General features: G+C 64.9%; 12 protein-coding genes. 7 read left to right on the plus strand and 5 right to left on the minus strand.

Features of this window, described 5'->3' with window-relative positions; all coding sequences use genetic code 11:
• Positions 1-47: 47 nt before the first annotated feature.
• The 4 genes from E8F06_RS13840 to E8F06_RS13855 all read left to right on the plus strand — a co-directional run bounded on the left by E8F06_RS13840 (position 48) and on the right by E8F06_RS13855 (position 2,984).
• Positions 48-389 (plus strand): hypothetical protein, encoded by a 342-nt coding sequence (locus E8F06_RS13840; protein ID WP_280368097.1) that lies wholly within the window; start codon positions 48-50, stop codon positions 387-389.
• Positions 389-1,243: a DUF72 domain-containing protein gene (locus E8F06_RS13845; RefSeq protein WP_280368099.1), complete on the plus strand. Its 855-nt coding sequence runs from the start codon at positions 389-391 to the stop codon at positions 1,241-1,243. The genes E8F06_RS13840 and E8F06_RS13845 overlap by 1 nt, the downstream gene beginning before the upstream one ends.
• A 48-nt stretch (positions 1,244-1,291) precedes the next feature.
• The gene (locus tag E8F06_RS13850) at positions 1,292-2,119 is read left to right on the plus strand and encodes an isocitrate lyase/phosphoenolpyruvate mutase family protein (RefSeq protein ID WP_280368102.1); all 828 of its coding nucleotides are present in this window, start codon (positions 1,292-1,294) and stop codon (positions 2,117-2,119) included.
• Between the two features lie 91 nt (positions 2,120-2,210).
• Complete coding sequence (locus E8F06_RS13855; RefSeq protein WP_280368107.1) at positions 2,211-2,984, plus strand: class I SAM-dependent methyltransferase; 774 nt, start codon at positions 2,211-2,213, stop codon at positions 2,982-2,984.
• 60 nt (positions 2,985-3,044) lie between these two features.
• On the opposite strand, the gene E8F06_RS13860 is transcribed toward E8F06_RS13855, so the two are convergent.
• Positions 3,045-3,680 (minus strand): TetR/AcrR family transcriptional regulator, encoded by a 636-nt coding sequence (locus tag E8F06_RS13860; protein ID WP_190831026.1) that lies wholly within the window; start codon positions 3,678-3,680, stop codon positions 3,045-3,047.
• 92 nt (positions 3,681-3,772) lie between these two features.
• Between E8F06_RS13860 and E8F06_RS13865 the strand changes: the two genes are divergently transcribed.
• The 3 genes from E8F06_RS13865 (at position 3,773) to E8F06_RS13875 (ending at position 9,309) form a co-directional block, all read left to right on the plus strand.
• Complete coding sequence (locus E8F06_RS13865; RefSeq protein WP_280368112.1) at positions 3,773-4,876, plus strand: efflux RND transporter periplasmic adaptor subunit; 1,104 nt, start codon at positions 3,773-3,775, stop codon at positions 4,874-4,876.
• A gap of 6 nt (positions 4,877-4,882) precedes the next feature.
• Positions 4,883-7,999: an efflux RND transporter permease subunit gene (locus E8F06_RS13870; RefSeq protein ID WP_280368115.1), complete on the plus strand. Its 3,117-nt coding sequence runs from the start codon at positions 4,883-4,885 to the stop codon at positions 7,997-7,999.
• 152 nt (positions 8,000-8,151) lie between these two features.
• Positions 8,152-9,309, plus strand: a complete 1,158-nt coding sequence (locus E8F06_RS13875; protein ID WP_280368117.1) for an aromatic ring-hydroxylating dioxygenase subunit alpha — start codon at positions 8,152-8,154, stop codon at positions 9,307-9,309.
• 534 nt (positions 9,310-9,843) lie between these two features.
• Here the strand turns inward: E8F06_RS13875 and E8F06_RS13880 are convergent.
• From E8F06_RS13880 to E8F06_RS13895, 4 genes are all read right to left on the minus strand, one after another.
• Entirely contained in the window at positions 9,844-10,521 is a 678-nt protein-coding gene (locus E8F06_RS13880; protein WP_280368119.1) for a DUF4197 domain-containing protein, read from the minus strand.
• Positions 10,522-10,563: 42 nt separating this feature from the next.
• Positions 10,564-10,962: a YbaY family lipoprotein gene (locus tag E8F06_RS13885; protein WP_280368120.1), complete on the minus strand. Its 399-nt coding sequence runs from the start codon at positions 10,960-10,962 to the stop codon at positions 10,564-10,566.
• A gap of 111 nt (positions 10,963-11,073) precedes the next feature.
• Positions 11,074-12,294, minus strand: coding sequence for a hypothetical protein (locus E8F06_RS13890; RefSeq protein WP_280368123.1), 1,221 nt, complete (start codon positions 12,292-12,294; stop codon positions 11,074-11,076).
• Positions 12,291-12,557, minus strand: coding sequence for a hypothetical protein (locus E8F06_RS13895; protein ID WP_280368126.1), 267 nt, complete (start codon positions 12,555-12,557; stop codon positions 12,291-12,293). Before E8F06_RS13895 ends, E8F06_RS13890 begins: the two co-directional genes overlap by 4 nt.
• Positions 12,558-12,717 lie beyond the last annotated feature (160 nt).

Here is a 12,717-nt window from a genome sequence, read left to right on the forward strand (position 1 = left end):
TCCTCCCGCATTCATTTCGAAACGCCAGCATTGCCGAGCAGTAACCGATGCGTATCGACGGCTTCAACTCTTCCTATCCGCTGGAGCGCAGCCCTCGCCAGGGCAGCGCGGTCACGCCTTTCCGCGAGATCCAGCGTGAGGAGGAGGCTCGTCGTGAGCAGCCGAGTACGCCGTCCTCGACCCAGGGTTACGAGCAGGCTCCGCAGTCCCGTCGCGTGCAGGCCAGCAATGGTTCGACCGACAGCCTCCCGGTGCGTCCGCAAGACCTGATCCAGCAGCGCAACATGAGCAACCGCGCCGCCCAGGCCATCGCCAGCTACAGCACCACCGCCCGTATGACCGCCGAATACGACGCCCCCGAAGTCCTCGGCCTCGACTTTTACGCCTGATGCTGCCTTATCACCTGGGCTGCCCGTCGTGGAACGAGCCAGCCTGGCGCGGCAGTTTCTATCCCGCTGACCTGCGTCCCGCCGAAACCCTTGGCCATTACTGCCAGGTGTTCAACGCCGTGGAAGGCAATACCACCTTCTACGCCCGGCCATCTGCCGAGACTATTCAGCGCTGGGCGCAAACCATGCCGGAGGGGTTCCGCTTCTGCGCCAAGGTGCCCCGCGACATCAGCCACGAAGGCGATCTGCGCGACCAGTTCACCGCCACCCAGGACTTTCTCCAGCTGCTGTCACCCCTCGGGCCGCGTCTGGCGCCGCTCTGGCTGCAGTTGCCGGCGGCCTTCGGGCCTAACCGGCTCGGCGAGCTGGCTTGCTGGCTGGACGAGTTCAGTCACCAGTCCATTGCGGTGGAAGTGCGCAATCCGGCCTTCTTCGACAAGGGCGACGCCGAGCGGGTGCTCAATCGCCTGCTGCACGAGCGCGGCGTAGAGCGCATCTGCCTGGATTCGCGGGCCCTGTTCAGCGTCCGCTCCCAGGACCCGGCGGTGCTCCATGCGCAGTCGAAGAAACCGCGCGTGCCGGTTCGACCCACCGCCTTCAGCGCCAGTCCGCAGGTGCGTTTTATCGGCGGGCCTGACCTGGACGCCAACCAGCCGTTCCTCGAGCCCTGGCTGGACAAGGTGGCAGGCTGGATCGAACAGGGCCTGACGCCCAACGTTTTCCTGCACACCCCGGACAATCACCTGGCGGCAGCCCAGGCCCTGCGCTTCCATGCAGCCCTTTGCGAGCGCCTGCCCGGACTGCCGGCCCTCGTGCTGCCGCAACCGCCTGCCGAACAGCTCGGTCTCCTGTAAACCTTGGGCTAGGCTATCGGCCACTGTTCGCAGATTCCGGAGCCTGCCATGACCACCCAAGCGCAACGCGGCGAAGCCTTTGCCGCCCTGCACCATGCCCCCGGCCTGTTCGTCCTGCCCAATCCCTGGGATGCAGGTTCCGCCAAGATGCTCGCCCACCTGGGGTTCTCCGCCCTGGCCACCACCAGCGCCGGCCTTGCCTTCGCCCTGGGCCGGAGTGATGCCGAAGGCAATGTCAGCCGCGAAGAAGCCCTGGCCAATGCCCGAGACATAGTCGAGGCGACGCCCTTGCCGGTAGTAGCGGACCTGGAGAACGGCTACGGCGATCGCCCCGAAGACTGTGCGCAGACCATCCGCGCGGCAGCTGCGGCAGGGCTGGTGGGCGGCTCCATCGAAGACGCCAGCGGCCGGGACGGGGACCCGATCTACCCGCTGGAACTTGCCGTGGAACGCATCCGCGCCGCAGTGGAAGCGGCCCGCAGTCTCGGGTTCGCCTTCACCCTGGCGGCACGGGCCGAGAACTTCCTGCATGGACGCCCTGACCTCGACGACACGCTGCGTCGGCTGGTGGCCTATGCAGAAGCTGGCGCCGATGTGCTTTACGCGCCTGGCCTGACCACCCGCGAACAGATCAGGGAAGTGGTTCATGCAGTGGCGCCAAGACCAGTGAACGTGCTGGTGGGCTCGCCCAGCCTGAAACTGGGCCTGGACGAGCTGGCCGAGCTTGGAGTCAAGCGGGTCAGCGTTGGCTCGAATCTGGCCCGAGTCGCCCTGGGGGCGTTCTATCAGGCGGCCGAATCATTACGTCGAGGGGACCTCGAACCCATGGCGCGCGCGATGCCTTTCGACCGTATCAACGACCTGTTCAGGTCCTGAGCGGCGGGTTCTTTCTCGCGCGCGCCGTTGGGACGCTGGCTACAGGCTCTGGCAGAATGCGCGGGTTTTTTCCGGTCAGGCGATTGCGTCCATGAGTGAAGATTCCGTCAGGGTAAGGGCCGAAGCCCTGGAACCGGCGTATGCCGAAGCGCTGGATGCCTGGGCCGCACGCCTGGGGCTGCCGCGTGAAGGTGAGGCAGACTTCGCCCTGCAGCTGGGCGACGACGGCCTGCAATTGCTGCAACTCGGCCCCGATTCGCCGGGACCTGTCAGGGTGGATTTTGTCGAAGGTGCAGCGGCCCATCGGCGCAAGTTCGGCGGGGGCAGCGGGCAGATGATCGCCAAGGCGGTGGGCGTGCAGCCCGGCGTCCGTCCAACGGTGCTGGACGCCACGGCGGGGCTGGGGCGCGATGCCTTCGTCCTGGCGACCCTGGGCTGCGGCATGACCCTGATCGAACGCCAGCCGCTGATCGCCGCCTTGCTCGAAGACGGCCTGGCCCGAGCCGGTCGGGACCTGGACTCCGCCGCCATCGTTGCGCGTATGCAACTGCTGCAGGGCAATGCCATCGAGCTGATGCGCCATTGGCAGGGCGAAGCGCCCCAGGTGGTCTATCTCGACCCGATGTTCCCGCACCGCGACAAGAGCGCGCTGGTGAAAAAGGAAATGCGCCTGTTCCGCCCCCTGGTGGGCGATGACCAGGACGCCCCGGCGCTGCTGGAGGCGGCCCTGGCCCTGGCCAGCCACCGCGTGGTGGTGAAGCGCCCGCGCAAGGCCCCGATCATTGAAGGCTCCAAGCCGGGCTACTCGCTAGAAGGCAAATCCAGCCGGTACGACATCTATCCGAAGAAGAAACTCGGAAACTGAGCCGGCGCCACCCTCAGGTGGCGTCCAGCCGATTCCGCGATCGGACCTGCTGACGCTCGGTCAGGGCGCGTAGGCCCTGATGAACAGCTCCACCACTTCCCGCACATGCTGCTCGGCGTCTTCCCCTTCCAGGGCGGCGCCGCAGCCGATCAGCAGACGGAAGTTATGCCCGCCCTTGATCAGGCAGAAGAAATGCTCGGCGGCATTCTGCGCGTGCTCGATGCGCAGCTTGCCGGCCTGGTTGGCCTGGGCCAGCAGCCCCGTCATTTCCTGCAGGATCTGCAGCGGCCCCGCCTCGTAGAACATTCGTGACAGCTTCGCGTCCTGGTTGGCCATGGCCACCATCACGCGGTGCAGCTCCAGGGATTCGCGGCTGTTGATCAGCTGGTGAAAGCTGCGGCCGATGTTCAGCAGCACGCTCTCGATACTGGCGTCCGGCGGCAGCTCGAACAGCAGCTCCGGCAGCTGCTCCTCGCACTTGGCCTTCACCGCAGCGGAGAACAGCGTCTCCTTGTCGGTGAAATGGCTGTACACGGTCAGCTTGGACACTCCGGCCTCGGCGGCGATGGCGTCCATGCTGCTGCCGTCGTAGCCGTTTCGTAGGAAAAGATTCTTCGCGGCTTCGAGAATTGCCTTTCTTTTAGCCGGATCTTTTGGGCGGCCTGGGCCGCTGGTCGGAAACGAATTGTCAGACATTTCTTTCTAAATACTGGACTGGTGAGTTTGCTATTTTTACTATACCCAGCAGTATAAATATTCCAGCTGCTCTTCGCGAAAGGTCATTCATCATGTTTCGCCATGCCTTGCCCCTCGCTCTGCCCCTTTCCCTCTCCTTGTTGATCACGGCCTGCGGCAATGGGGAGCCTGTGCAACAGGTGGTGCGTCCGGCCATGGTGGTGCAACCCGAGCCTGCTGCGGAGGCGGTGGATACCTTCCCCGGTGAGGTGCGCTCGCGCTACGAGCCCGATCTGGCCTTCCGCATCGGCGGCAAGATCGCCAAGCGTCTCGTGGAAGTGGGGCAGCGGGTGAAGAAGGACCAGTCCCTGGCCGAATTGGACCCGGAGGACGTGCGCCTGCAGCTGGAGGCCAGCCGGGCCCAGGTCGCCGCCGCCGAAGCCAACCTCAAGCTGGTGCGCGCCGAGCGTGATCGTTACCGCACCCTGCTGGACCGCCAGATGATCAGCCACTCCCAGTACGACAACGTGGAAAACCAGTACCGCGCGGGCGAGGCGCGGGTGAAGCAGATCAAGGCCGAGTTCAACGTCGCCAGCAACCAGGCTGCCTACACCGTGTTGCGCGCTTCCCAGGATGGCGTGATCGCCAGCCGTCGCGCGGAAGTGGGGCAGGTGGTGGCCGCCGGACAGACGGTCTTCACTCTGGCAGCGGACGGTGAGCGCGAAGTGCTGATCAGCCTGCCGGAACATGCCATCGACCGCTTCAAGGTCGGCCAGGAGGTGGCGGTCGAGCTCTGGTCGCTGCCCGGCCAGCGCTTCCCGGCGCGTATCCGTGAGCTGGCGCCGGCTGCCGATTCGCAGTCGCGCACCTTTGCCGCGCGTGTCGCCTTCGCCGATGGCAAGGTCCCGGCAGAGCTGGGGCAGAGCGCCCGCGTCTTCATCCGCAGCAACGGTTCCGTTCCCCTTTCCGTACCGCTCTCGGCGCTGACCGCCGAAGCGGGCCAGCCTTATGTCTGGGTAGTGGATCCCAAGGACTCCACCCTCAAGCGCCGCCTGGTGCGCGTCGGTCCTTACGGCGAGGACCGGGTGCCGGTTCTCGAAGGTCTGAAGCCCGACGATTGGGTCGTGGCCGCCGGCGTGCAGGTGCTGCGCGAAGGCCAACAGGTGCGGCCGGTGGACCGCGCCAATCGTTCGGTGAAGATGCTGGCCAAGGAGTAAGGCGCCGTGAACTTCAACCTTTCCGCCTGGGCGCTGAAAAACCGCCAGATCGTCCTCTACATCATGCTGCTGCTGGGCATAGTCGGGGCCATTTCCTACACCAAGCTGGGTCAGAGCGAAGACCCGCCCTTCACCTTCAAGGCCATGGTGGTCCGCACCAACTGGCCGGGCGCCAGTGCCGAGGAAGTGTCCCGCCAGGTCACCGAACGCATCGAGAAGAAGCTGATGGAGACCGGCGAGTACGACAAGATCATCTCGTTCTCCCGCCCCGGCGAATCGCAGGTGACCTTCATCGCCCGCGACTCCATGCACTCCAACGAGATTCCCGAGCTCTGGTACCAGGTCCGCAAGAAGATCAGCGACATTCGCCATACCTTGCCGCCGGGTATCCAGGGACCGTTCTTCAATGACGAGTTCGGCACCACCTTCGGCAACATCTATGCGCTGACCGGCGAGGGCTTCGACTACGCCGTGCTCAAGGACTACGCCGACCGTATCCAGCTGCAACTGCAGCGGGTCAAGGATGTGGGCAAGGTGGAACTGCTCGGCCTGCAGGACGAGAAGATCTGGATCGAACTGTCCAACGTGAAGCTGGCGACCCTGGGGCTGCCCCTCGCCGCCGTTCAGCAAGCCCTGGAAGAGCAGAACGCCGTGGCCGCCGCCGGTTTCTTCGAGACCGCCAGTGACCGTGTGCAGTTGCGGGTTTCCGGCCGCTTCGATTCGGTGAAGGAAATCCGCGATTTCCCCATCCGCGTGGGTGACCGTACCTTCCGCATCGGCGATGTCGCGGAAGTGCGTCGCGGCTTCAACGACCCGCCGGCGCCGCGCATGCGCTTCATGGGCGAAGACGCCATTGGCCTGGCCGTATCCATGAAGCCCGGCGGCGACATCCTGGTGCTCGGCCAAGCGCTGGAGCAGGAGTTCGCCCGACTGCAGCAGAACCTGCCGGCCGGCATGCAGCTGCGCAAGGTGTCCGATCAGCCGGCGGCGGTGAAGACCGGGGTAGGGGAGTTCGTTCGCGTGCTCACCGAGGCCTTGGTCATCGTACTGCTGGTGAGCTTCTTCTCCCTGGGCCTGCGGACTGGCCTGGTGGTGGCGCTGTCCATCCCGCTGGTGCTGGCGATGACCTTCGCCACGATGTACTACCTCGGCATCGGCCTACACAAGATTTCCCTCGGCGCGCTGGTACTTGCGCTGGGGCTCTTGGTGGACGACGCGATCATCGCGGTGGAAATGATGGCCATCAAGATGGAGCAGGGCTATGACCGCCTAAAGGCGGCCAGCTATGCCTGGAGCAGCACGGCGTTCCCGATGCTCACCGGCACCCTGATCACCGCCGCCGGTTTCCTGCCCATCGCCACCGCGCAATCCGGTACCGGCGAGTACACCCGCTCGATCTTCCAGGTGGTGACCATCGCCCTTGTGGTGTCCTGGATTGCCGCGGTGATGTTCGTCCCCTATCTGGGCGACCGCCTGCTGCCCGATCTGGCCAAGCTGCACGCGAAGAAGCACGGCGGCAGCGACAAGGGCCACGATCCCTATGGCACTCCCTTCTACCAGCGTGTACGTCGCGTGGTGGAGTGGTGCGTACGCCGGCGCAAGACGGTGATCCTGCTGACCCTGGCCGCGTTCGTCGCCTCCATCGCGCTGTTCCGGTTCGTGCCCCAACAGTTCTTCCCGTCTTCCGGACGCCTGGAGCTGATGGTCGACCTCAAGCTGGGCGAGGGTTCGTCTCTGGCCAATACCGAGGTCGAGGTGAAGCGTCTGGAGCAGATGCTGCGCGACCACCCCGGTGTGGATAACTACGTTGCCTACGTCGGCACCGGCTCGCCGCGTTTCTACCTGCCGTTGGACCAGCAACTGCCTGCGGCGAGCTTCGCCCAGTTCGTGGTGCTGGCCAAATCCATCGAGTCCCGCGAGGAAATCCGCAGCTGGCTGATCCAGGTGCTGAACGATGATTTCCCGACCCTGCGCAGCCGTATCTCGCGTCTGGAGAACGGCCCGCCGGTGGGCTATCCAGTGCAGTTCCGCGTATCCGGCGAGCACATCGACGAAGTCCGCGCTCTGGCGCGCAAGGTGGCCGACAAGGTGCGCGAGAACCCGCACGTGGTGAACGTGCACCTGGATTGGGAAGAGCCGAGCAAGGTCGTGCGGCTGAACATCGACCAGGACCGCGCCCGCGCCATGGGGGTGAGCACTGCTGACCTGTCGAAGTTCCTGCAGAGCTCGCTGACCGGCGCGCCGGTGAGCCAGTACCGCGAAGACAACGAGCTGATCGAGATCCTCCTGCGCGGCACCGTGCGTGAACGCCAGGAACTGGCCCTGTTGCCGAGCCTGGCGGTGCCCACGGACAACGGCCACAGCGTGCCGCTGTCGCAGATCGCCACCCTGGAATACGGTTTCGAGGAAGGCATCATCTGGCACCGCAACCGCCTGCCCACCGTCACCGTGCGTGCCGACATCTACGACAAGTCGCTGCCGGCCAGCCTGGTCAAGGACATCTCGCCGACGCTGGACCCGATCCGCGCCGAGCTGCCGGACGGCTACCTGCTGGAGGTCGGCGGTACGGTGGAAGACTCCGCCCGTGGGCAGCGCTCGGTGAACGCCGGCATGCCGCTGTTCGTCGTGGTCGTGCTGACCCTGCTGATGCTGCAGCTGAAGAGCTTCTCGCGCTCGGCCATGGTGTTCCTCACCGCGCCCCTGGGGCTGATCGGCGTGACCCTGTTCCTCCTGGTGTTCCGCCAGCCCTTCGGCTTCGTCGCCATGCTCGGCACCATCGCCCTGGCGGGGATGATCATGCGCAACTCGGTGATCCTCGTGGACCAGATCGAACAGGACATCGCCCATGGCCTGGACCGCTGGCACGCCATCATCGAAGCCACGGTGCGGCGCTTCCGCCCCATCGTGCTCACCGCGCTGGCAGCGGTGCTGGCGATGATCCCGCTGTCGCGCAGCGTGTTCTTCGGTCCCATGGCCGTGGCCATCATGGGCGGGCTGATCGTCGCCACGGCCCTGACCCTATTGTTCCTGCCGGCGCTCTACGCCGCCTGGTTCCGGGTCAAACCGGCGGAGGCGGAGCAGGCCCAGCCAGCAATGGCATCCGACCCGCAGCCCAGCCACTGACGCAAAAGGCCCCTTCGGGGGCCTTTTTCATGGGCGCTCCGGCCATTTCTGCCAATCATCCGGCTGGTTCCTCCCCGGCCCTTGGCGCCGTGGGCATGCGCGCCGAGACTGACCGGGCTTGCCTCAGCCCATGATCACAAGACGAGGTACCCATGCAGCACGCGACTCAGGTGGAATTGCTCAAGCGAACCCTGGCCCTGGTGGAGCAGGGCGTGTCCGAATGCGTCGAGTCGCCGTCGGCGCTGCCGGTGGACGTCTACCTCGACGAGCAGCGCTACCGCCGCGAACGGGACGAGATACTCCGTCGTGAACCGTTGCTGGTAGCCCGCTCAGGCGAAATTCCCACCGGCCACTTCATCACCCGCGACCTGCTGACACCGCTGCTGCTGACTCGTGACGAGCAGGGCCGACTGCGTGGCTTCCTCAACGTCTGCAAGCACCGTGGCACTCGATTGGTGGGCGATGCTGCCGGGCGTAACCGGGTCTTCGTCTGCCCTTACCATGCATGGGCTTACAGCCCGGACGGGCAGCTTCGGGGCATTCCTCATGGGTACGGTTTCGAAGGCATCGATCGCGCGTGCCTGAACCTCACCGAGGTGCCGGTCGCCGAACGCTTCGGTGCCGTCTGGGCACGTCACTCTCCGGGGCCGGCGCTGGACATGAACGCCTTCTTCGGTGAGCAGATCCTGGCTGACTTCGACAGCTTCGCCCTAGACGATCATGTGATCTTCGATCCCCAGGACGTTCGCCGGCCGGTGAACTGGAAGCTGACCATCGACACCTTCCTGGAGAATTACCACGTCACCAAGGCGCACCAGGCCACCATCGACCATTTGTTCTGGCCCAACCTGGGATTGTTCGAGCGTTTCGGCCGGCATATCCGCAACTACTACGTGAAGCGCAACCTGCGGGAAATCCTCGACCAGCCGGAGCAGGACTGGGACCTGCGGCGCCACGGCAATCTGCTGTACTTCCTCTGGCCCAACACGCTGGTGTTGGTGGAGCCGGACCACATCGACTTCTCCACCGTGTTCCCCGACGGCCCGCTGGCGACCCGCGTACTCGGGCATACCTTGCTGCCGGAAGCGCCGGCGACGGAAAAGGCGCAGCGCTATTTCGAGAAGAACAACGCCATTCTCTATTCGGCACTGGAGGAGGACTTCGCCATGGCGGCGCGGGTGCAGGCAGGGATCCAGGCCGGGGCCAGCGACAGGCTCTGGCATGGGCGTTTCGAGCAGGCGCTGAGGTGGTTCCATCAGGGGTTGGATGAAGTGCTGGGTGATGCGCGGGTGGAGGTTGTGGGAAGGTGAGGGCAGAACAGATTGGCAATCTTGTGTGATTGCTGCTGATCGGGGCCGTGCCGATGGACGTTACCCTCACCCCCAGCCCCTCTCCCAAAGGTAGAGGGGTGACTCGCGTCGGCGAGGGACAAATCATCCTGAAGCAACCCGCGGCCTGAAGCCGTGCAGAAGCGGTGGGGCGGCGAGTTCGCCCCTTCAGGAGGCCGAGCGGAATCGTTGCAGAGGGGACGAGCGGCATGGATGCCGCGAGAGGCGTGTGGGGCCATGGATGGCCCCTCTCGCCGTGCCCCGGCGCAACGATGGAGCGAGGGAAGTCCGGCGCAGCCGGACCCGGATGCAGGGGCAAGCCCTTTTGGTTTCTTTTGGGTGGTGCGGCATTCCGACGACTGCCAAAAGAGACTCGCCGGGAGGCGAAACAGAAACCTGACGCCCACTCGGCAATGAACTGGACATCCATCTCCCAAATTGCCAATTCACCGGAACCAGCCGGATACCCACAAAAAAGCCCGGCATCAAGCCGGGCTTCTTCACTAGGCGTAACGCTTAAAGCGCCCCAAACACCTTCTTCGCCAAGCTGGTGGCTGCACCCGCCGGATTCTGGCGAATGCTGGCTTCCTGCTCGGCGATCATCTTGAACAGGCCGTCCAGCGCTTCTTCAGTCACGTAGTTCTCGACATTGGCGCTCTTGGCGTCCACCACGCCGAAGCTCGCGGCCTGGCCGGCGAAGCTGTTGTACTGCTGAGCCAGACCCACTTTGTCGGTGGCCTGCTTGACGATGGGCAGGAACTTCGCGCGCAGTTGGTCGCGGCTGGTCTTGTTCAGGTACTGGGTGGCGGCGTCGTCCGGGCCGCTGAGGATGCTCTTGGCATCCTGCACGGTCATTTTCTTGACCGCGTCCACCAGCAGCGCCTGGGCTTGCGGTACCGCAGCCTCGGCGGCCTTGTTCATGGTCGCTTCCAGCTGTTCCACCTGGGCCCCCATGCCCATCATCTTCATGGTCTTGGCGGCCTTGCCGAGGTTGCCTGGCAGCTCGATGCGCACGTCCGGGTTGCCGGAGAAGCCACCCGGCTTGCCGAGTTGCTGGACGGCAACCTTGGCACCCTGGGTCAGGGCATCCTTGAGGCCGCCGCTGGCGTCCTGCTGGCTGAGGTCGGCGAGGGACAGGGCGAAGGCGCTGGCGGAGAGGGCGAGGCCGGCGCAGAGGGTAGCGAAGCGGATCATGGCTGCATCCTTGTGGCGATGGAGGGGCGGTCTGCCCGGCACTCAGCGGACCGGGTCGACCTTTATCCGCAGGGGCTGCGGATCAGAGCCGTCGAGTTTAACTGAGTGATGCTCGGTGTTGATGAACATCAGCCGGCCATCCAGCTCGATCCGTGCGCTCACGGCGTAGCGGTGGTTGGGCTGGACTTTGGCAGGGTCGTAGTCGAGGCGGAAGGCCAGGGGCACCTGGCCCTGGATCGGGCCATTCTGGCGGGCGAGTTCCACCGCTGGGGCATCGGCCAGGGAAACATCCTGAAGGCTGACACTGAGGGTGGCGGCGGGCGGGAGCGCCATGCGCTGCAGATAGAAGACCTCGCCTTCCAGGTGGCGGGTTTCGTCGGCGGGCTGGCCGGCGCAGGCAGCGAGCAGGCCGCTGGCGAGAATCATGGGCAGTGCTTTCATCTGAACCTCTGGGTCGCATGGAATCGATAGGACCCACTATAGAAGGCAACGTGCGACGAGCCATGGCGGCTGGAAAGACATCGCCCCCGAATCGGGGGCGAGAAGGGGAGGTCAGTGCTGGCCATCCTCCAGCGCGGTGCTGGAGATGGCGTTCAGGGTGTTGTTGAACTGCACCGTTTCGTTGAAGGTCTTGACCAGGGCACGGAAGCGGTCCTTGGCGGCGATCAGTTGCTTGAGCTTCTCGGCGAGCTCGTCGTCCTTGCGGTTCAGTGCTGCCTCGCGCTCGTCGAGGGATTCCGCCCGGCGAACCAGGGACTCGGCCAGTTCATCATTGCGCACCTTTTCCAGGCGCAGGGTTTCGGCGAGCTTGGTCGTGCTGCGGTCGCGGGCTTCGACGCTTTCGGCCAGGGCCTTGAGAGCGGTGCTGCGTTCGACCAGGGCGCGGGCATTGTCCTCGGCGTTGCGCTCCAGGTTGGAGACTTCGCGGGTCAGCCGTGCCTCCAGCAGACGTAGTTGTTCGTCCTTATCGGCCAGGATGCGTTCTTTCTCCTGCAACAGGGCTTTGCGCTGCTCCAGGCCTTCCTGCTGCTTCACCGTTTCCAGCTTCTGCTGGGTCAGGCCCTTGGCCATGTCCGCGAGGGAGTCGAGAGTGCTCTGTACGTCGCACAGGACGCTGTCAGCCTCGCTGTCGGAAAAGGTGGGGAGAGCCGATTGAGGCTGGATCACGGCGGTCGGGTGCTCTGTCTCCACCGTTGCCGGCTCAATCAGATTTTCAGTTGCCTGTTGGGGCAGTGGGGGTTCCGTGGCGATTTCGGCGCCGTTGCTCGGCAGGTCCTCGATCTCGAGAGGCAACCCGGCTTTCGTTTCAGGCCCAGGCCCAGGCCCGGGCTCAGTGGCTGCCTCAGGCTCGGATTCGGGTTCGGGGAGCACTGGCTCCGCGGGTACTTCAGCGCAGGCTTCCGCTTCGTGCTGTGCGTCAACCGACTCGTGCTCGATCTCTTCCGCGACTGCTTCGTCTGTCGGCGCGGGCTTCTCGACCGCGGCTTCAACGACTGCCGGTGTTGTCAGGCTGAAGTCCACGCCAAGGGCGCGGCTATCGATGGCGGGGAAGGAGGTCGCCGCAGGAGTGGTTTCATCCAGCAGTGGCGGGCGGGTAGACGGTAGCGGATCGCCGAAGTTGGCGCTTTCGCGGGTGGCGATCAGTTTGCTGATGGAAGACCTGTTGATGGAGAGGCAGTGGTGATCGGCCGAGACGGCTGGGTTGGTGCCATCGCCGGTGATTTCGCCCTTTAGCTGAACGAAGTGGAATTCCACTTTGCTGGCCGTGCTCACGACTCTTCCCCCCTGGTGATCTCCCTGAGCACCTGCACGGTGTGTTGCCATTCCTGCTCGGACTCCAGGCCGGCAAGGCGGTAGCCGTTCTCCTGGGGGACGGCGCTCGCCACATACACCTTGGCGGTGCCCTGGCGGCTTTCTTCGTTGAGGGTGTAGACGAGGATGTTGCGATCGATCAGGGGGATGGCGAAGCTGCACAGGACGGCGGCGTTGACCGCCTCTCCGGTGCCGTTCTCGACTGTGATGGTTCTCAGCAGCATGGATTGAGTCTTCCGTATTCGGGCTGGTGGTGCACTCGGTTGACCGAGAGGCGCAGCGCCGAATGGTACGGAGGGGGCTCAGGCGAGCCTGCCGGGAGTTGCCCAGTTGGGATGTGGGAACGGTCCCAAAGGAGAAGCGCCAGGCCCGAGGGCCTGGCGC

The organism is Pseudomonas sp. BN411 (assembly GCF_029871235.1).
In the GTDB taxonomy this organism is placed as follows: Bacteria; Pseudomonadota; Gammaproteobacteria; order Pseudomonadales; family Pseudomonadaceae; genus Metapseudomonas.